At 43.4% G+C, this 19,132-nt stretch carries 17 protein-coding genes; 9 read left to right on the top strand and 8 right to left on the bottom strand.

The features are described from left to right. Positions 1–204 precede the first annotated feature (204 nt). The 6 genes from FOF60_RS24070 to ahpC form a co-directional block, all read right to left on the bottom strand. Positions 205–441, bottom strand: coding sequence for a DUF5348 domain-containing protein (locus FOF60_RS24070; RefSeq protein WP_192473829.1), 237 nt, complete (start codon positions 439–441; stop codon positions 205–207). After that, complete coding sequence (locus FOF60_RS24065) at positions 438–1,238, bottom strand: ExeA family protein (protein WP_192473828.1); 801 nt, start codon at positions 1,236–1,238, stop codon at positions 438–440. The genes FOF60_RS24070 and FOF60_RS24065 overlap by 4 nt, the downstream gene beginning before the upstream one ends. Further along, the gene (locus FOF60_RS24060; RefSeq protein ID WP_192473827.1) at positions 1,231–2,586 is read right to left on the bottom strand and encodes a DDE-type integrase/transposase/recombinase; all 1,356 of its coding nucleotides are present in this window, start codon (positions 2,584–2,586) and stop codon (positions 1,231–1,233) included. Before FOF60_RS24060 ends, FOF60_RS24065 begins: the two co-directional genes overlap by 8 nt. Before the next feature lie 44 nt (positions 2,587–2,630). Beyond that, positions 2,631–3,161 (bottom strand): DUF6431 domain-containing protein, encoded by a 531-nt coding sequence (locus FOF60_RS24055; protein WP_225650527.1) that lies wholly within the window; start codon positions 3,159–3,161, stop codon positions 2,631–2,633. A 231-nt stretch (positions 3,162–3,392) separates the two neighbouring features. After that, on the bottom strand, positions 3,393–4,922 hold the full coding sequence (gene ahpF / locus FOF60_RS24050) for an alkyl hydroperoxide reductase subunit F (RefSeq protein WP_192472028.1): 1,530 nt from the start codon (positions 4,920–4,922) through the stop codon (positions 3,393–3,395). A 13-nt stretch (positions 4,923–4,935) separates the two neighbouring features. Then, positions 4,936–5,499 carry an alkyl hydroperoxide reductase subunit C gene (gene ahpC / locus FOF60_RS24045; protein WP_192472027.1) on the bottom strand — a complete coding sequence of 188 codons (564 nt, stop codon included), beginning with the start codon at positions 5,497–5,499 and terminating at the stop codon, positions 4,936–4,938. 307 nt (positions 5,500–5,806) lie between these two features. On the opposite strand from ahpC, the gene FOF60_RS24040 reads away from it, so the two are divergent. From FOF60_RS24040 to FOF60_RS24025, 4 genes are all read left to right on the top strand, one after another. Further along, entirely contained in the window at positions 5,807–6,757 is a 951-nt protein-coding gene (locus FOF60_RS24040) for a heme-dependent oxidative N-demethylase family protein (RefSeq protein WP_192472026.1), read from the top strand. Then, on the top strand, positions 6,754–7,212 hold the full coding sequence (locus tag FOF60_RS24035) for a dimethylamine monooxygenase subunit DmmA family protein (protein WP_192472025.1): 459 nt from the start codon (positions 6,754–6,756) through the stop codon (positions 7,210–7,212). Before FOF60_RS24040 ends, FOF60_RS24035 begins: the two co-directional genes overlap by 4 nt. Before the next feature lie 20 nt (positions 7,213–7,232). Beyond that, on the top strand, positions 7,233–8,192 hold the full coding sequence (locus FOF60_RS24030; protein ID WP_192472024.1) for a PDR/VanB family oxidoreductase: 960 nt from the start codon (positions 7,233–7,235) through the stop codon (positions 8,190–8,192). A 302-nt stretch (positions 8,193–8,494) separates the two neighbouring features. Next, positions 8,495–9,157, top strand: coding sequence for a hypothetical protein (locus FOF60_RS24025; protein WP_192472023.1), 663 nt, complete (start codon positions 8,495–8,497; stop codon positions 9,155–9,157). A 53-nt stretch (positions 9,158–9,210) separates the two neighbouring features. Here FOF60_RS24025 and FOF60_RS24020 read toward each other — a convergent pair whose 3' ends face one another. Continuing rightward, positions 9,211–10,440, bottom strand: coding sequence for a dicarboxylate/amino acid:cation symporter (locus FOF60_RS24020; RefSeq protein WP_192472022.1), 1,230 nt, complete (start codon positions 10,438–10,440; stop codon positions 9,211–9,213). A gap of 439 nt (positions 10,441–10,879) precedes the next feature. Here FOF60_RS24020 and FOF60_RS24010 point away from each other — a divergent pair, with 439 nt between their 5' ends. Next, the gene (locus FOF60_RS24010) at positions 10,880–13,279 is read left to right on the top strand and encodes a S8 family serine peptidase (protein WP_192472021.1); all 2,400 of its coding nucleotides are present in this window, start codon (positions 10,880–10,882) and stop codon (positions 13,277–13,279) included. A 48-nt stretch (positions 13,280–13,327) separates the two neighbouring features. Here FOF60_RS24010 and FOF60_RS24005 read toward each other — a convergent pair whose 3' ends face one another. Beyond that, positions 13,328–14,320 (bottom strand): DUF3231 family protein, encoded by a 993-nt coding sequence (locus FOF60_RS24005; RefSeq protein WP_192472020.1) that lies wholly within the window; start codon positions 14,318–14,320, stop codon positions 13,328–13,330. 208 nt (positions 14,321–14,528) lie between these two features. Here FOF60_RS24005 and FOF60_RS24000 point away from each other — a divergent pair, with 208 nt between their 5' ends. From FOF60_RS24000 to FOF60_RS23985, 4 genes are all read left to right on the top strand, one after another. Then, the gene (locus FOF60_RS24000; protein WP_192472019.1) at positions 14,529–14,678 is read left to right on the top strand and encodes a hypothetical protein; all 150 of its coding nucleotides are present in this window, start codon (positions 14,529–14,531) and stop codon (positions 14,676–14,678) included. Positions 14,679–14,728: 50 nt separating this feature from the next. Then, positions 14,729–14,914 (top strand): hypothetical protein, encoded by a 186-nt coding sequence (locus tag FOF60_RS23995; protein WP_192472018.1) that lies wholly within the window; start codon positions 14,729–14,731, stop codon positions 14,912–14,914. Positions 14,915–15,094: 180 nt separating this feature from the next. Next, positions 15,095–18,178 (top strand): efflux RND transporter permease subunit, encoded by a 3,084-nt coding sequence (locus tag FOF60_RS23990; RefSeq protein ID WP_192472017.1) that lies wholly within the window; start codon positions 15,095–15,097, stop codon positions 18,176–18,178. 212 nt (positions 18,179–18,390) lie between these two features. Then, positions 18,391–18,732, top strand: coding sequence for a zinc ribbon domain-containing protein YjdM (locus FOF60_RS23985; protein ID WP_192472016.1), 342 nt, complete (start codon positions 18,391–18,393; stop codon positions 18,730–18,732). The last annotated feature ends 400 nt before the right edge of the window (positions 18,733–19,132 follow it).

Here is a 19,132-nt window from a genome sequence, read left to right as displayed (position 1 = left end):
AACCCCAACTATTCATAACGGTGGAGGTGTTGACCTCAAAAAACCTAACTTTAGGGAACCAACACAAAAAAACCGCTCCACTGCCATTCTAGCTGTTAATGACGTTCTACAATGTCCGGAAATTGATGGTACTAATTGTCCGAAAACTGACGGATTTCCTGTCCAAAATGAAAAGGGAGGCAGTTTTCCTGCTTCCCAACGATTTTACAAGTCAACTTGGTACGTCTCGTTTTTCTTAAGATAGAACTTTACGTCGTTACGACCAGTGAAAATATACCAATCCCTACCCAGTTCCAGACGGCAGGAAAGAGTCTTGCCATTACCTAGATGAAGATCAAACCATTCTCCACATCGCATCTTATAACCAGCATTGTCCCCCCAAAATACAACCCAACAATCCAACTCTTCATTGTAATTCATTTCTTTCCAACGGCTTTTCATGAAAGTTCACCCTGGATGACTTGCTTGATCATATGGTCGTCAATGATCCTTCGGCCATTTTGTGAGCCATAGAGTAGACTATGCGTGCAGAGTTTATCTATGAGCCTTGCGGCACCACCAGAAAACCGATGGATTTCATCGAGAGCCCCGTCAGAGAATATTGGTTGGTCAACTCCGGCATAACGAAGGTGCCTAGAAACATATTCTTCAACTTGGGCACGATCGAGATGTCCTAGCTGAAATTGGATATCGATTCTTTGGCGTATGGCTGCGTATGATTGGAGCCGAAGTCGATCCCATAATTCACTTTGACCGACAAGGATAAGCGCCATCGGGCTTTGCGAATCCATTTTGAAGTTCAGTAGGAAACGAACCTCTTCAAGCATTTCACGGTCCAGAAGATGGGCTTCATCCACTACCACCACAGGTTGTAGCCCTCGTATGCCTTTCATTAATTCAATCTCACGATGAAGCTGCCGTTTTGCATCTCCCCGGTAAAACTTCGCTTCGGAGCCTAACTGTTCCAGAAGACCTTTGTAAAAATGCCGAGGTGTTAACTTAGAGTCAGACAGGTAAAGGATATGGAATTTCCTTTTATCCAATTTGTCCACAAACTTACGGATGGTCGTAGTCTTTCCAGTACCACTATCCCCACTCAGAACGGCGAAAAGCTGTCTTTCAGCTGTGTACTTCAGCCTTCCAAGGATTTCTTGCATCATCGAGGAATCATACAATTGATCAGTCGGAAGATCTCTGGCGAAAGGTGTGTAATCCATTTCATAGAAGGCTTCAAACACGAGAATCATCCTCCTTCCAAACGGCACGGAAGGTCACGGCAGGTTTCTGTTCAGTTTGACGTTCCTGGTTCTTTCGTTCAGCTGCCTTTAATAGTCTTGAAGATTCTACATCCTGCACCTGCAGGTGCTCAGGTAATGCAGGACGCTTCCCAGCTCTTTCCCCAATGACCAGCTTCTTGGCTTTCCATGGAATATGACCCTCGAACTCAATGGTTAGCTCCTCGATATTCGCAGGGTCATAAACAACTTCAACCTGTCGTCCAATGAATGTCAGGCCCACCTCATATTTTTGATCCATGAAACTGATGCATCCTGATTTATCAACTTTCCTCGTTTCACAATGGAGAAATGCATTACTCAACGTATCCGGATCGATGAACCGAATCGCTTTCTTATCTGAACGAAATGCCGTTTCCGGGCTGATTTTCTCCCCAAGTGCAGAATGAGGCTTATTCTGATAACACTCTGTCAGCCACACTTGGAAAAGCTCATTCAGACGATCAAGTGTATTGGGTTTTTCGATGACAGCCTCACTTATGAATGAATCTATTACTCTGTTAAAGCGTTCAATTTTCCCTTTTGATTCAGCTGAGTATGGCCTTGTGTATGTAAGGCGGGTGCCTATTTTTGAGCAGGTACGCGACATCCATTTGGTTCGATATTGCTTTCCATTATCAAAATAAACAGCTTCTGGAACACCATACTTTTGTATGGCCTGCCGAAAGGCATCTTCAATGATCCTTGAATCCAAAGTAGGGTAGAAAGCTGCGTGAAGCACAAATCTGGTGGCGTCGTCGATAAAGGCGACAAGATATACTTGTTTCTTCATTCCATTCGGACCAATTGGCAGGTAAGGGCCATACTTGATATCTGATTGCCAGAGTTGGTTGCGATGTCGCTTCTGAAATCTCCTGGCAGCTACTCCTGTCTGGGAGTAGAGTCGCATATGCCGTGTGCTGTAACCTTTTTCAGTGAGCTTTTCCTGGAGCGTTGACCTTTTGATCTGCCCTGGTTCAGCCAACCCTTCCCACTCGAGTATCTGTATGATTTGAGCCACGCTCCGGCTCGGCACTTCCTTACGCAGAAGGATTGCCTGTTCCAATAAATGAGGAGGGATAGCCTCAGACTTTTGAGCACCTTTTCTTCCTTGCGGCTTTAGTCCTCCAAACCCATCTACCTGAAATTGAGCCAAATATCGCCTGATGGTTCTTTCAGAAAGACCGCTAGCCTTCGCTATCTGGTCTCTTAACTCCTTTACTTTCCCAGCGTCAAGCCCCTCTGCCAATAAAGGGGATATCAGCTGAAAACGCTGCACTGCCAATTCTTCTGATTTCTTATGATCACTCATGATACATTCTCCTCTCTGTGTCTATCACGAGTGTAAATCAGGTTCTATTGGACAATGAATGCGGAACGGGTGTGTAACCATAAATTTATATTTGCGATGGGCCGGACAATTCTTGTCAGCCATCCATTGGCATCTCCTACCAAGCGTCCTATCCTTTGAAGTGCGGTCCCTGAACATTTGGACGTAACATCCTGGGGGATCTTTCCCTGGTTGGTCCTGATCATGATGGAGTTCAAACAGCCGATCCAATAATCCATTAATTGATGAAACCAACCGTGCCATCTTGAAAGAGTGGAATCTTCGGCAGCAACAATGTGGGTGGATGGGTTCGTAAGAACGTCTTCGATACATTCAGCCTCATAGCGTTTATAAGGAATCAATAAATCTGGAAGTTCATGATGGATGGTCTGACAATTGGTGCACTGCATTCTTCGGATGTTATATGTTTTACTCTGACCTGTATGATCCTTGGCTTTTCGATTCTTTGTACCTCTAACCAACATGTCTTTACCACAGCAAGGGGAAGGGATCCTCCCCGCACCCCTAACTAAAAACTCCAGTAAGAGTGTTTTCAATCAGCTGATAATCTGATACAATAACCATATACTTTTTTGTGGGACGTCTCCTGTATAACTGTTGGCGCAGTTATACATTATGGGGGACGTCTTTTCCTTTCTCCAGAATAAATGTCGAAATGTTTCGAATTATATACGGACATTATAATCGACTAATTCTGGACAGGCAATACCGTCAACTTTCGGAAATTTAAGGATGTCAAAAACATCTAGCAGCAAAGCGGTCTTATATTAGTTACGAATCAAGTAATCAAACGCACCTAATGCTGCGGTTGCACCTGATCCCATTGAAATGATGATCTGTTTGTAGGCACTGTCCGTGCAGTCGCCTGCAGCGAAGACGCCAGGAAGGTCTGTGGCACCATGCTTGTCTACGACAATCTCACCAAAGCGAGTGCGCTCAAGCGTGTCACCAAGCCATTCTGTGTTCGGTACAAGGCCGATCTGGACGAATACACCTTGCAATTCAACATGGTGTTCTTCACCTGTAGCACGGTCGATGTACGTAATACCGTTAACTTTGTCTGTTCCGGTAATTTCACTTGTCTGTGCGTTCGTCACAACTGTAACGTTCTGAAGGCTGTGCAGTCGGTCTTGTAAAACTTGGTCAGCTTTAAGTTCAGGGTTGAACTCGATGACTGTAACGTGTTTTACAATACCCGCAAGGTCGATTGCTGCTTCAATACCGGAGTTTCCTCCGCCGATTACCGCAACATCTTTCCCTTCGAACAATGGACCGTCACAGTGAGGGCAGTAAGCAACACCTTTGTTCTTGAACTCAGCTTCTCCTGGTACATTGACATTGCGCCAGCGGGCACCAGTAGAGATGATGACAGTTTTACTCTTAAGGACTGCACCATTATCAAGTTCAAGCTCAATTAGATCTTTTTTCGACAGGCGTTTTGCACGCTGCAAGTTCATGATGTCAACGCCATACTCTTTCACATGCTCTTCAAGGCTAGCGACAAGCTTTGGACCTTCAGTATGCTTCACACTGATGAAGTTCTCGATGCCCAAAGTATCCATAACTTGTCCGCCGAAGCGCTCTGCCACGATTCCTGTACGGATTCCTTTACGAGCCGCATAGATTGCCGCACTCGAACCAGCTGGTCCGCCACCGACAACAAGGACATCGTAAGGTTCTTTATCGTTCAATTCAGATGCATCAGGGCCTGAACCCATTTTTGCAAGGATTTCTTCTAGGGACATACGTCCGCTTCCGAATGTTTCACCATTCAGGAAGACTGTTGGCACGGCCATGACCTGCTTGCTTTCAACTTCATCTTTAAAAGCTGCGCCATCAATCATGACATGGGAAATGCCAGGGTTTAAAATGCTCATCAGGTTCAAGGCCTGCACCACATCAGGGCAGTTATGGCAGCTGAGGCTGACATAAGTCTCAAAACGATATTCTTCTTTAATCGCTTTTACCTGATCGATGACTTTCTGGTCTACCTTAGGAGCTCTTCCGCTAACCTGCAATAGAGCCAGGACTAATGAAGTGAATTCATGTCCTAAAGGAATGCCCGCGAAAGTCACGCCAGTGTCTTCACCAGGGCGGTTGACACTGAAGCTAGGTGTTCTTTCTAATTCTGCATGCTCCACTTTAATATGGGATGACATTGTTGCCAATTCGTCTACTAAAGCCAGCATGTCTCGTGATACATCATCCGATCCTGCGCTAACTTTAAGCAGCACATCGCCCTCCATCATTTGAAGATATTGGGCTAATTGTGCTTTAATTTCTGCGTCTAATAACATGGGAGTGTACCCCTTAAATCTTTCCTACAAGATCAAGGCTTGGCTTAAGAGTTTCTCCGCCTTCTTTCCACTTGGCAGGGCAAACTTCACCTGGGTTGTTGCGTACATATTGTGCTGCTTTTAGCTTGCTTACTACCTGGCTAGCGTCACGGCCGATTCCGCCTGCATTGATTTCAACAGTTTGGATAACGCCGTCTGGATCGATGATGAAAGTTCCGCGTTCTGCAAGACCATCTTCTTCGTTCAATACGTCGAAGTTGCGAGAGATCTTCTGTGAAGGGTCGCCGATCATGATGTACTCGATTTTGCCGATAGCTTCTGAGTGGTCATGCCATGCTTTGTGAGTGAAGTGAGTATCAGTTGATACAGAGTAAACTTCAGCTCCCATTTCTTTTAATGTAGCATATTCGTTTTGCATGTCTTCAAGCTCAGTTGGGCATACGAATGTGAAGTCAGCAGGGTAGAATACAACTACGCTCCACTTGCCTTTAAGGTTTTCTTCAGTAACAGTGATGAACTCTCCGTTGTGGAATGCGTTAGCTGTGAATGGTAAAACTTGAGTGCCGATTAATGCCATGATTAATTTCCTCCTTGAATGGTTGAATTATTTTTTGAAATAGTTTCACTGATTGAGTTCAGTTAACTATTCGGTAAACTAGAATAATTCTAATACAGTAACGATTATTATATAAAACCTATTAAGTGTCAAGTGATAAACTCCGGCTTTTAATACTTCATCATTTTTTCAGAAAAAAGACACATTTATACCGCAGTTTATAACTTGCCATCTATAAGCTTGTCCAACTTTCGCCCTTGTAATGAATTCATCAGCAAACTTATGTATAGTATTAGATAGATGAAAAATTCAGAAAAGAGGGGATAGGATGGTCTCCACTGAGAAAAACCGCGTATTTCCTTATCCATTTGGTGAACATGATGTCTATAGATATTCTAACAATGCAATTCCATTAAATCCACCAATTGCCATCGAAGTGACGGAATCTTATATAGAGGAAATGAATTTGAAAAGAGAGCTGCTGAAAAAGCATCCCGAGCGCTGTTATTACTCAGAACCCCATACAATGGGTGCCCAGTGGGAAGCTTTGGATTTAATCCTGCACCAGCTGGCCAAATATTATCCTGAAACATTCAAGCTTGTTACCAATGATGATCATTGGATATTCACAAACCAGCAAACGGGTGAAAAACAATCTTTCACTTTTGGTGATCAGTCTACATTGAACATGGAGCCCCTGGATTTTGTGGGGCGGCATGTCCAGGAAGACTTGATCCTGATGATGCAGCGGGACGGAGATTTATTTCTGGATGCTGGCCAGCTTTGCTTCCCGGCCAATTGGTCATTGTATTTTGATGCTGGCATGTCCTTCAAAGAAATACATACACCGATTCCAGGCTTCAAATCGGAGTCCCTTGATGAACGGATCCTCCAGTTTTTAATGAGAATCGAGCCAGGAAGTCCATGGTGGAGGAAAAACTGGTCACTGATGGCAGGAAACCGCTTGGATACATCCCTCGAAACCTTTGCCGAGTGGGGACAGGCTCGTAAAAAAGTGACCAAAGAAAATGTAGGCGAGCTGGTACATCTTCGAGTGGAAGTCCAAAAATTATTCCGTCTGCCAAAAAGCAATGGAATTTTATTTACGATTCATACCCATATGCTTGCGCTGGAGGATTTCATTCAGCATACAGCATGGCTAAAGCAGTTTTCGGCGATCCTCAAAGAACTTCCGGAATTCATCGCTGACTATAAGGGCATATCTCTCTACCGTGATGTTGTCCTGGAGTATCTGGAAGGGGAATTAAAAAAGAGATGATTCAAGATCATTCTTCATTGATGGAAGGTAAGAGAAAGTTTTTATTCTGTGCAGATTCGGAAGGGGCAAGGTCTTTATATATTCTCGTTCGCCAGGCAATGGATGAGAATGTGCCATTTGATTTTCAAATTTTTTCGGAAGAAAGCGAAGAAGGATTTGTGGACGAATGGTTCAGCCAGCAGAAAATGGGCGCGTATCTCTACATTTCAGGCAAGGCTGATTTTGTAAAAAGGATGCAAGGGGAAGCCATAAAGGCAGGTTTTTCCGAACACGACTGGCAGCTGCTCACTATTGGATCTGCTAAAAAGAGACTGGTCTGCTGCACTTGCCACTCTGAAAGTGAAGTGGAGGATGAAACGCATGTCACTTGCATACACTGCGGCCAGGAACTCGAAGTGTCGGACCATTATTCACGCCGTTTGGATGCCTATCTCGGCTATGTAAGTATCAAATAGAATAGGAGGTGGAGCCTAGGTTGCAACGGAATTCCACTTTGGACGTACGGATAAAATCAATTAAACAAGAAACAGCGACAATTAAAAGGTTCACTCTGCGGACGCTTAATGGATCAAAGCTGCCACCCTTCAGCGGGGGATCGCATATCACCACTTATTTGCCGAAGAAATCAGCGACATTGGAGAGATCATATTCAGTTTTTAACCTGTCTGAACCCGGTTTGATTGAAATCGCAGTAAGGCTAGCAGAACCTTCAACTGGCGGCTCTGAATACTGGCATCACCATGTTTCTGAAGGGGATGTGTTAAAGGTCAGCTACCCGAAAAATCACTTTCCTTTGAGTTTTCAGGCCAAGCATCATGTTTTTTATGCAGCAGGTATTGGAATCACGCCCTTTTTATCGATGATGGCTGATCTTACTGAACAAAACCAATCCTTTGAGCTGCATTATGCAGCTAAATCAAAAGAAGAGTGCGCGTTTTTCGATTATTTGAACCAGGTTTACCCTGGACAATGTCATTTTTATTTTTCAAAAGGTGAGAATCCAGGACGCTTATCTCCGAATCTTCTAACTGATCATCGAATCGGCACACATGTTTATTTTTGCGGGCCGGAAAAAATGATCGATGAATTCACTGGTGCAGCCAAAAGCTATGGCTATCCTGCGTTTAATATTCATTATGAACGCTTCTCGCCACCTGTAATGAAGGATTCAGTCCCGTTTGCAGTTACATTGACCCAGAGCGGCAAGCATCTGGATGTGCCTGCAGACCAATCGCTGCTCGATGTCCTTCGTGAGAATGGCATTGATGTCCCGTATTCCTGCAGGGTCGGCGGCTGCGGTACATGTGAGGTGAAGGTAGCAGAAGGGGAGATCAGCCACTACGATTCCTTCCTGACAGAAGAGCAGCAGAGCTCCAATCACATGATGCTAAGCTGCGTTTCACGCGGGAAGGGAGATTTAATATTGGAATTATAATGGAGAACCAAATGTCATTTGTACATTTGGTTTTTTTGTTCACCAAATAGACAAGAGGGTTTTTAGCTGTTTTAGCAAATTAGTAAAAGAATAAAGCTCTTTTCGTAAACTTTGTTTGCTTTTACACCTACGATCTCAGTTTAGGATCATGAACGAAAAGCAACAATCAATGCGAAAACAGCCGAAAAAATCTAAAGGTGGTGAAATTATGAAAAGCAATGTTGTCGAATTTTTACAGACAGGAACCAGGACGAAAAAAATTTCGGGCTGACCATCCGTTATCCAGAGAGTTACAGGAAGAAATGGTTAACGAAGTGTGGAACGACTTCACGGTGTTTGCATTAAAAGAATGCTACCCTGTATATTTATCGTTTCTCAAGAAACTGATGGAGAATATGGATGTAATGGAGGAAAAGGAAGCTGCTTTGCTGCAAAATCTATTTTGGTGGCGGCTATCCTGCGAATCAAAATTATCTTTCAGCAGCACATGTATCGATGAATATATCAACACGCATAAACAAATTTTTAAGAGCCAGCCTATTTTGGAATCGTGGATGAAAACATTCGATCAAGCGGTTACAAAGTTTTACGCTATTGTGTATAAGTATAACGATGATGTCCTGATTGTCATGGACATGCTGGAAGAGAAGCTGATAGATGTAATCGTGGTGGATTCTCTTGCAGTTCCTGTAAAAGTTGGAGAAGTTGTGGTCGGAACCTTAATGCCAATGGGAGACGGACTTTATTTCCCGGTTACCGATTTCTATCATTTTGATTATGAAGCCAGAAAAGATATGGGCGTACATTTTCATCCACTCTTCGCTCACCAATTACAAACATCCCCGATGTACGAGGCCTTCATATACGTACTCTCCGCGATGCTTCATATTGAAAAAACAGTTTCCGAAGCTTCAGCTGCTAAAATCGATTCTCTAATTGGCAATTTGAATAATAACAAAGAATAAGTATTTGGAATGAGAAAAAACCGCATCCCATAAGATGCGGTTTTAATCAGTTACTATCCAGCCATTTCAGCCTTCTTTTCGGATTGATCGACAACTGCTGCACCAACGACGTCTCCTACAACATTCGATGCTGTTCCGGCCATCCCGATGATGGCATCGACGCCGGCAATCAGTGCAACGACTTCCAGCGGCAAATCAAACATCGTCAGCACGACTGACAAAGTCACCAGCCCTGCGGCAGGGATGCCTGCTGTACCAATGGAAAGGAGCGTCCCAATCAGGACGATGGTAATGAAATCAGTCAGCGAGAAGCTGATACCTGTTACATTGGCAGCAAAGACAATTGAGGCGCCCATCCGAAGCGCACCTCCATCAGAATTGAATACAGCTCCCAAAGGTAAACTGAAATTCACCATTTTTTCGCTGATGCCCGCCTTCCTTGCGCTTTCAATCGCCACTGGCAAAGAGGCAATGCTGCTGGATGTGAAGAAAGCTGTTGTATAAGCATCCTTTGTGTTAGCAAAAAAGCTTCTGACCGGAATCTTGAATAGTTTCAAGGTCCCGCTGTAAACAAAGACCCACAGAATGATGACTCCGATATAGAATACCGCAGTAAACTCCAATAGCGAAGTTAATGTATCCCAACCTTGTGTGCCGAATGTCGAAGCACTTATCGCAAAAATACCGATTGGTGCATACAGGAGGATGCCCTTTAAAATCCTGAAGAACAATTCATTCGCCGCTTCAAAAAATGTTTGCAGCTGGACTCCATAGTTTTGGATTTTCTCCTCATCAGCAAATCTCATTCCCGAAATCGTAAAGCCAATAATGATGGCCAGGAACAGGATGGCCATTAGATTTCCGGACGTAAAAGCCGAAAAGAAGTTATCTGGGACAATATTGAAGATCACGTCTGATATGGAAGGTGTCGCAGGCTTCTCAACTGATGCATCAGGCAGTGAAAGGGAATTCCCCGGATTGATCCAAAGCGCAAGTCCGAGGCCGATCAAGACGGCCGCTGCTGTCGTTGCCCCATAATAAAGCACCAGCTTCCCTCCGGTCCTGCCTAATTGCGCAGGATTCATTTGATTGACTGCCAGCACAACCGTCAGGAATACTACAGGCGTAGCAATGAGGTTAAGCAACTTTATAAGCAGCGTTCCAAAAGGTTTGAAAACCTCAGCCTCAGCCCCAAATAAAACACCAGCTACTATACCAAGTACAAAGCCGACTGTCATTTTTAAAATAAAAGATGAGTTTTTGTATGAATGCCAAATATTCACTTTCTTGTATCGCCTCTTTTTTTATAAAAATTGTTTTCAACATAATACTTTTGTTAATGTCCAAAAAACTCTACTTAATAATAAACTACACTTGTTAACAGAAACAGACAATAGTGAACTTGGGAAGATGTGACCAAGTAAGATCTCTTTAGGAAAATGAATTTTGTCAAAGCGGGAAGGCGTATGCCGGCGAATAGATGTGCCTTTTAGCAGAGTTTGTTACTAAATCGTTTACGATAGGTTTTCATGTTAATTTTTTTGGTGATAATAGTCAGAATTTTTGTTTAATTTATTAGAGGGTATCTTGAAAGATTAGTTAATTAGTAATAGGTAAGGGATTTTCTAGATACATACTCACTCTTTTTACCTAAGGAGGTGTCAATTCAGTCCAGAAGAGTGAGGGTTTTGATTATTTTACGAGAGAGGATGAGGCGAAGGAATGAAGAGGTATTTTCCAAGAGTATTACTTACAGTAGTAGCATTCGTCATGATTTTTTCAACATTTGGCTTTGGGGCAGCAGCAAATGGAGGGACAACCTCACAAACGAAACTGACTGAGCTGCCTTTAGCAGAAATTTTCGGGGATATTGAACTCTCTTCTAGCAGGCCGACTTCGGTCATTGTCGAGCTAAAAGCAGAGTCCATTGTAGAAGCGAAGCATAAAGGAAAGAAGCAGACTAAGGCCAGCCTGAAGTCTGAACGAGGAAAAGTAATTGGTGCATTAAAGAACTCCGTTAAAGATGCAGAGGTGAAAAGGGAGTATGATTATGTATTCTCTGGATTCTCTGCGAAACTTCCAGCAAATGAAATTATTAAACTATTAGCTCTGCCTGGCGTAAAGGCGGTATATCCGAATGTTCACTACACAGCGGATGTCATTTCGGCTGAAGAAATTTCTGCTGAGGAATTCAGCCCGAATATGATGAACAGTGCTCCATTCATCGGTTCGAATGATGCATGGGATGCAGGGTTTACAGGTGAAGGTGTAACAGTAGCGGTAATCGATACGGGGGTTGATTATACGCACCCTGATCTTGCTCACGCTTTTGGGGATTACAAAGGGTATGACTTTGTAGATGATGATAATGATCCGCAGGAAGGTGCTACCCAATATCACGGTACGCACGTATCTGGTACGGTTGCTGCGAATGGAGCAATCAAAGGGGTCGCTCCAGATGCTAATTTGTTAGGTTACCGTGTACTTGGTCCAGATGGCGGTTCGACTGAAGATGTAGTAGCAGGTATCGAATTAGCAGTTCAAGATGGCGCTGATGTCATGAACCTGTCTTTAGGAAACTCATTGAACAACCCTGACTGGGCAACTTCAATTGCGCTTGATTGGGCAATGGCTGAAGGCGTAGTAGCTGTCACTTCAAACGGAAATGCAGGTCCGAACAACTGGACAGTTGGATCGCCTGGTACTTCCCGTGATGCGATTTCTGTTGGGGCTACACAATTGCCTTATAATGAATATACTGCCGCTCTATCCACTTCTGAGGGTGTAGAATATCCAACAGCAAAAGTCATGGGATTCCCTTCTGACGCTGAATTGTTGGCGTTAAATGGAGAGGAATATGAGTTTGTATATGTGGGTCTAGGTGCTGAAAGTGACTTCGAAGGGAAAGACCTTGAAGGGAAAATTGCATTGATTAGCCGCGGCGGATTTGCATTCGTTGATAAGGCAGAAAATGCGAAGAATGCGGGCGCTGTTGGAGCAATTATTTTCAACAATGTTGCTGGTGAACATGCGGACGTTCCTGGAATGGCAATACCAACTATTAAAACAGAGCTTTCAGACGGTCAAAAATTACTAGCTGAGTTAGAAGAGGGCAATAACAAAGTGTCATTCAATATCGAATTCTCTAATTGGGTAGACGAAACAATGGCTGACTTCTCTTCCCGAGGTCCAGTAACACTTTCTTGGATGATCAAGCCGGATGTATCAGCTCCTGGCGTGAACATCGTAAGTACTTTCCCTGGTAACGGTTATGCTGCATTACAAGGTACTAGTATGTCTTCACCACACGTAGCGGGTGCAGCTGCATTGCTGTTGCAGAAGAATCCTCAATGGGGTACAGATGATGTGAAAGCTGCATTGATGAATACTGCAGTAGATGTAATTGATCCAGCTACTGGTGAAGCTTATGCTCATAACTCTCAGGGTGCAGGAAGCATCCGTATTGTAGATGCTTTGAATACAGAAACTCTTGTCGCTCCAGGCAGCCATTCATTTGGCAAGTTCGTGAAGGATAGCGGCAAGCAGGTCGAAAAGAACAGTTTTGAAATCAAGAACCTTTCAAGTGAAAGTAAGACATATAGCTTTGATGTACAGTTTGCTGGAAACCCTGACGGCATCAAGGTGATGACAAGCAAGAACTTGAAAGTGAACGCAGGCAAATCCCAACAGGTGAACTTCAATGTTCAGGTGGATACTTCCAAATTGGAACCAGGCTACTACGAAGGAACAATCGAAATTTACGATGGTGAAGTAACGATTGACGTACCGACGATCCTATTCGTCGGCGAGCCGGATTATCCTCGTGTAACGGGGGCATTTATGGATAAGGCAGAAGGTGGATATTATGTAGGTGCTTATTTGCCAGGTGGAGCGGAAGTGTTGGAATATAATCTATTTGTATTAACTCCTGATGGAAAGATTGGCGGCTATGTTGATACATTAGGAACATTCACCAATGCTCCGACCCCATACCATGAATTCTTATGGGATGGTACTGTCCAGGGTGGAATCGACCTCCCTAACGGAGACTGGGTACTTGGTGTATACGTAGAAAAAGCAGGCGTTACTGAGTATAAAGCCTACCTAGTAACAAAAGAATAAGAAACCAAAAAGGATTCCTCTGGTTTAATTCCAGTCGGAATCCTTTTTTTATACCTTCCGATCCAAAGCCTGTGGCGGCTGTTCGAGCCATTTTTCTGTGATGGTCAGGAGCAGGCCTTTTCCGTAAAACTTCTTCATTTGGGTGGATATCATCGTGAATTTGGTGACGATATCTGTCCTTAAACTGGAGGTCAGCGCCTGGTTGATCATGATGAAGCAGAACATTCCCAGGCAAGTATTCACGAAAAACAGCATCAGTTTATCAGAAAAAGGCGAATTTCTCACATCGAACATATTATAATCCCCAGAAGCTGAATAGGGGATGTTTTCCTTTTCAAAGACATCTCCCAGCGTTTCCAGGACTTTTTCAAGCGCATCTCTTCCTTTGCTGAAATGCTGTTTTACATCCTTGTGGGACGCCAGTTTGCTAAATGTAACAAGGATCATCTTAGAAAAACGGGCCCGGTGGATGACTCTTGACAGGTTCGCGATTTCTGCTGCATTCACCGGCCGGGAGCCGCCGAATAGGCCGTTGAGGTATTTCATCTCATCTACCAGATCGACTGTATGGTCCATCGCCACCTGAGGAGATTTCAGGTAGATTCCCTGGGATAGCATTAAGTCTGTGATTTCATTTTGGATTTGAATAGTGAATTCTATCGCACCCTGAATAAAATTCCTGACATCCTTCCTGGTGCAGTCAGGGAATGCGCTTGGATATGTACTTAGTGACAACATCGTTAAGTCATGGCAAATATATAAAATAAAAGTATCTGAAAATACTTTATCCGCGTCCAGCCTTACATCCTTTTCGGTAAAGCCCAATGGAGTCGTCAGGTTTTCTTTTTTGAAAATTACCTCAAGGTCTTCAAGACTTTTTTGTGAAAACTCCATCATTTTTTCTACTATATTTTTTACCTCATGATCCTCTGCAGTTGCATTAAAATATTGAAAAAACCTCAACTCCATACTGCTTTTCAAATAGGAAGACCATATATTCGATATTTCAGTTGAGGTAAGCTCTACATTTGTTCCACTCATGGGACCAGTCACTCCTTTGGTATTATTGTTAATCTTTTACTGATATTTATTACACGAAATAAATTAATTTTGAGATTAATTTCAATATTCATCTAAAACCAGACATCAAGTCTGGGCAATTCAATTTTTGATTAGAGTAAATTCTTGCGTAGCGAATTACATAGAAAAATTAAGCCTTGGAAATACTTTTTTCAAAGGAGGAATGAAAATGAAAAAGCTATTGTTTATGTTATTATTGGCCATTTCCATGTTCACTGTAACTGGCTGTGGCAATGACGCACCGCCTGAGGAAGGGGAACAGATAGAAGATGTCGAGGAAGAAGATGAAATCGGTGACGGCGAGATAGATGATGAATAGAAAAGCGTAAGCGCCTTGGTCAGCCCCGACAAGCGCTGGAGGGCCGACTGATGAAGTCGATCTTTGACTTCATTTGGCGGACCGAAACCGAAAAGTATAGCCGACTGCCCAGAAACGCAGAAACTGGAGACTCCGACAAAGAAGCGCTTTTTGCTTCTGCCGGCGGAGTTGAAGTTTCAGAGTTTCTAGGAGGCGACACTAGACAAGCGACTCGAGGGGTTAGGCGCTGGAGCTAGACACTAATCTTAATATAAAAGTTTGTACTCTTCCTAGTAAATGAAAAAAAATCCGCTTCTTTACGAGGCGGATTTTTTCATGCTCTTTATTATGGTTTCTGTACTTCCGGGATTGACAAATGACCGGTCAGTCAGTAACATTATTATGGTCAATAAAGTCATTTTGAGGTAGGTGCAGTAGTGAAAAATTTAGTGAATTTTGTACTCGGAAATAAATTGGCCGTATGGCTGCTTACGATTATCATAACCGTGTCAGGGATTTATTCCGGCACAAGGATGAACATGGAGACTATCCCAAATATATCAATCCCATACCTGATGGTGATGGATGTATATCCTGGGGCGACTCCTGAAAAAGTAATGGAAGATGTGTCAATCCCGATTGAGAAAGCGGTAGAGGGACTGGAAGACGTTAAATATGTCTATTCGAATTCCTACTCCAATATGTCGAGTATCCAGGTAGAGTATGAGTATGGCATTGATATGGATGAGGCCAAGCGTGCCTTGCAATCGGCATTGGATATGGTGACACTGCCTGAAGGAGCTCAGGAGCCGACCATCACAGCGATCAGCATGAATATGATGCCAGTTGCGGCATTGAGTGTCAGCAGTTCAACGGAGGATATTGTGGAGCTTACATCAACCGTTGAGGAAATCCTTCTTCCAAAAATCGATAAAATCGATGGTGTTGCTTCTGTCACCATGACTGGTCAGCATATCGAAGAAGTAAATTTAACTTACGATGAAGCAAAGCTTGCGCAATTTGGATTAACGGAAACGAATGTGAAGGAAATGATCCAAGCCAGCAATCTGGGCGTTTCATTGGGCCTTTTTGAGTTCAAAGAAGGCGAGCAGGCTGTTGCCGTCGATGGCAAATTTACGACGACAGAAGAATTGAAAAATATGCTGATTCCGGTCACGCCGTCAGCAGCCAATCCATCACCTTTTGTTAAACTGAGCGAGCTTGCTGAAGTTGAGCTTGTTGGTAAAGTACAATCCATTTCACGCACCAATGGTGAAGATGCAATTGCCCTTCAGATTGTCAAGGAGCAGCAGGCGAACACGGTTGATGTAGTGAATGCAGTGAAAGATTTAGTAAAAGAAGAAGAATCCAAAATCGATGGCTTGGTCATTGAAGTATCGCTTGACCAGGGAGAGCCAATTGAAGAATCTGTTTTTACCATGATTGAAAAAGCTTTATTTGGCGGATTAATCGCGATTCTGGTTATCCTCCTATTCCTGCGTGACTTCAAATCTACGATTATATCAATTGTCTCGATCCCAGTTTCGATTTTTATGGCCCTGCTGCTATTGAACTGGATGGACATCACCCTTAATATCATGACACTTGGCGCGATTACTGTAGCGATTGGCCGTGTGATCGATGACTCGATTGTCGTCGTAGAAAATATTTATCGCCGCCTGCATCTGAAAGAAGAGAGATTGACAGGCCGGGCACTTGTGCGTGAAGCGACAATTGAAATGTTCAAGCCAATTTTGTCGTCGACGCTCGTTACGGTTGCTGTATTTGCACCATTGATTTTTGTTGGCGGCATGGTAGGGGAATTATTCGCGCCATTTGCCTTGACAATGACATTTGCACTGGGTGCTTCACTGATAGTGGCGATTACCATCGTACCAGCGTTATCTCACTTTTTATTCAAGAAGAAGTTATATAGTGAGAAAACGGAAAGCAGCCATAAGGAAGTTGGAAAACTGGCTCATTGGTATAAGGGTATCTTGAATAAGTCGCTTAATCATAAAATCATAACTTCCCTCATTGCTGTTGTCTTGCTTGCTGGAAGCCTTGCATTGACACCAATCATCGGTTTCAGCTTCATGGGCAGTGAAGAAGATAAAGTCATGTATCTGACTTACACACCTAAAGCCGGTGAGCTTAAGGAAGAAACCATTGAAAATGTAGCAGAAGTAGAAGAAGAAATGCTGAAACGCAAAGACATCGATATCGTACAGGTATCGATCAATGAAGAGGCAGATCAGATGGCGGCCATGATGGGCGGAGGAGCAGGCGGAGCATTAATGTACCTGATCTTTGACCCGGAAATGGAGAACTTTTCAGAAGTAAGAGAAGAACTTGAGGAATATGTCTTCAACATTGGCCACAGCGGTGAATGGAAGAGCCAGAACTTCGGCGGGATGTCGATGCCTGAGAATGAAATCAGCTATACCTTGTACAGTGAGGATTTAGACAAATTAACCAGCACTGTCAAGATGGTTGAAGACGAAATGAAAACTGTTGGAGGCCTGAAGGACGTAACCTCCAGTGCAGAAGACGCCTATGTTGAGTACATCTTCAAGGTTGAGCAGGATGAATTGCTGCAATATGGTCTGACAGCAGGACAAATCGTCATGATGCTCAATCCGAATAAATCGGAAGAAATTCTGACGACGGTTGAAAAAGATGGAGAATCACTTGATGTGATCGTCCAGCAAGAGCAAGCTGAACAGCCGGAATCAATCGATGACATCCTTGCCACTGAAGTGCAAACAGCACTTGGAACGACCTTGCCTCTGTCTGAGTTGGTGACGGTTGAAGAAGGCACAACGATGAACACTCTGGCGCGCAGCAAAGGCCAGTACTATGCTTCTGTATCAGGCACTGTCGTAAGCAAGGATGTTTCAAAGGCGGCTGCTGAAGCTGAAAAAGCAATCGATAAATTAGATCTGCCTAAAGGCGTGGAAGTTGGCGTAGCAGGTGTTCAGGCAGATATGACCGAAACATTCTCACAGCTTGGCGCTGCAATGCTTGCTGCGATTGCGATCGTCTATTTTATCCTGGTGGTTACCTTCCGGGAAGGTGTCGCACCATTTGCAATCCTATTCTCGCTTCCATTCGCAGTCATTGGTTCATTTGTCGGGCTGCTTATTGCAGATGAAACCATCTCTGTCTCTGTCATGATGGGTCTGTTGATGCTGATTGGTATCGTCGTAACGAACGCCATCGTGCTGGTAGACCGAATCATTCATATGGAACGTGAAGGGCTGACAATGCGTGAAGCAGTACTTGAGGCAGGCGCTACACGTTTACGCCCAATCCTGATGACCGCAATTGCCACAATAGGCGCCTTAATACCATTAGCGATAGGATCAGGCGGAGGCGGACTGATTTCCAAAGGTCTGGCGATTACCGTAATCGGCGGTTTGACCAGCTCGACCTTATTAACCCTGATTATCGTACCGATTGTTTACGAGGTTCTATCAAAATTGTTTAAGAAAAACCGTAAGGAAATTGTAGAAAATTAATGAAAGAGCCCTGATGGATGACTGATCATCGGGGCTTTTACGCCTTTCATAATCTCCTTAACTGTGTTTATATGCTTTAACCATATTGAAATGAACAGACTGCTATAAACACTTTTGATATCTTGCTTTCCCATTCTATTAATACCATAGGAATGTTACTAAAACTTGTCTATAATAAAGCTTATTACAAAGGAGTACGGAGGGCTTACAATATGTCTAATTTGCCAAATTGCCCAAAATGCAGTTCAGTATATACGTATGAGGATGGGCCACTGCTCGTTTGTCCAGAATGCTCCCATGAATGGGATCCTGCGGCTGCAATGGCTAATGGGGAAGATAGTAAGATAGTTAAAGATTCGAACGGGAATATTCTCAGCACTGGAGACAGCGTGTCTGTCATCAAGGACCTTAAAGTAAAAGGTACATCATCGGTAATAAAAATCGGCACTAAGGCTAAAAATATCCGTCTAATAGATGGTGACCATGATATTGAGTGTAAACTAGAAGGATTTGGAGCGATGAAGCTTAAATCTGAATATGTTAAGAAAATATAACCCCCCTTTAAGCCAGGCATTGACCTGGCTATTCTTTTAAATTTGCAATCTTCTTCCTCTCTCGTCATCCTTCGACGGCATCATACAATGATTTTCCTACCTTATATCGATAGGGGAGGGGGGTCTGCCTATTCTTATATAACTCCACTGACTGAAACGCTACTGGATTTCTTTTAGCTAATTTGAGATTACTTTTGCTTTTTCTACCCTAGTCCTGAACTGCGACCGCAAATTTCAGTATCGTTTTTTATAATTTGTTCGATATTAATAATGATTTTCCGCCGGAACATCAGATTGAATTCTATCTACTTTTTTATGGATACCCTTAAACCTTTACGGTATTAGCTTAAAAACTCCCAATAAAAAGAGAGGGTAGGGGAGGGGAGTCGGAAAGGGTTTT

The organism is Mesobacillus jeotgali (genome assembly GCF_014856545.2).
Lineage (GTDB): Bacteria > Bacillota > Bacilli > Bacillales > Cytobacillaceae > Mesobacillus.
This window is presented reverse-complemented; position numbering and strand designations above follow the sequence as displayed.

What these genes read in the sequence shown, in the direction of transcription:
- FOF60_RS24070 (WP_192473829.1), bottom strand. Translation starts at nt 441, where the DNA reads ATGAAAAGCCGTTGGAAAGAAATGAATTACAATGAAGAGTTGGATTGT.
- FOF60_RS24060 (WP_192473827.1), bottom strand. Translation starts at nt 2,586, where the DNA reads ATGAGTGATCATAAGAAATCAGAAGAATTGGCAGTGCAGCGTTTTCAG.
- ahpF (WP_192472028.1), bottom strand. Translation starts at nt 4,922, where the DNA reads ATGTTATTAGACGCAGAAATTAAAGCACAATTAGCCCAATATCTTCAA.
- ahpC (WP_192472027.1), bottom strand. Translation starts at nt 5,499, where the DNA reads ATGGCATTAATCGGCACTCAAGTTTTACCATTCACAGCTAACGCATTC.
- FOF60_RS24040 (WP_192472026.1), top strand. Translation starts at nt 5,807, where the DNA reads ATGGTCTCCACTGAGAAAAACCGCGTATTTCCTTATCCATTTGGTGAA.
- FOF60_RS24035 (WP_192472025.1), top strand. Translation starts at nt 6,754, where the DNA reads ATGATTCAAGATCATTCTTCATTGATGGAAGGTAAGAGAAAGTTTTTA.
- FOF60_RS24025 (WP_192472023.1), top strand. Translation starts at nt 8,495, where the DNA reads ATGGTTAACGAAGTGTGGAACGACTTCACGGTGTTTGCATTAAAAGAA.
- FOF60_RS24010 (WP_192472021.1), top strand. Translation starts at nt 10,880, where the DNA reads ATGAAGAGGTATTTTCCAAGAGTATTACTTACAGTAGTAGCATTCGTC.
- FOF60_RS24005 (WP_192472020.1), bottom strand. Translation starts at nt 14,320, where the DNA reads ATGAGTGGAACAAATGTAGAGCTTACCTCAACTGAAATATCGAATATA.
- FOF60_RS24000 (WP_192472019.1), top strand. Translation starts at nt 14,529, where the DNA reads ATGAAAAAGCTATTGTTTATGTTATTATTGGCCATTTCCATGTTCACT.
- FOF60_RS23995 (WP_192472018.1), top strand. Translation starts at nt 14,729, where the DNA reads ATGAAGTCGATCTTTGACTTCATTTGGCGGACCGAAACCGAAAAGTAT.
- FOF60_RS23985 (WP_192472016.1), top strand. Translation starts at nt 18,391, where the DNA reads ATGTCTAATTTGCCAAATTGCCCAAAATGCAGTTCAGTATATACGTAT.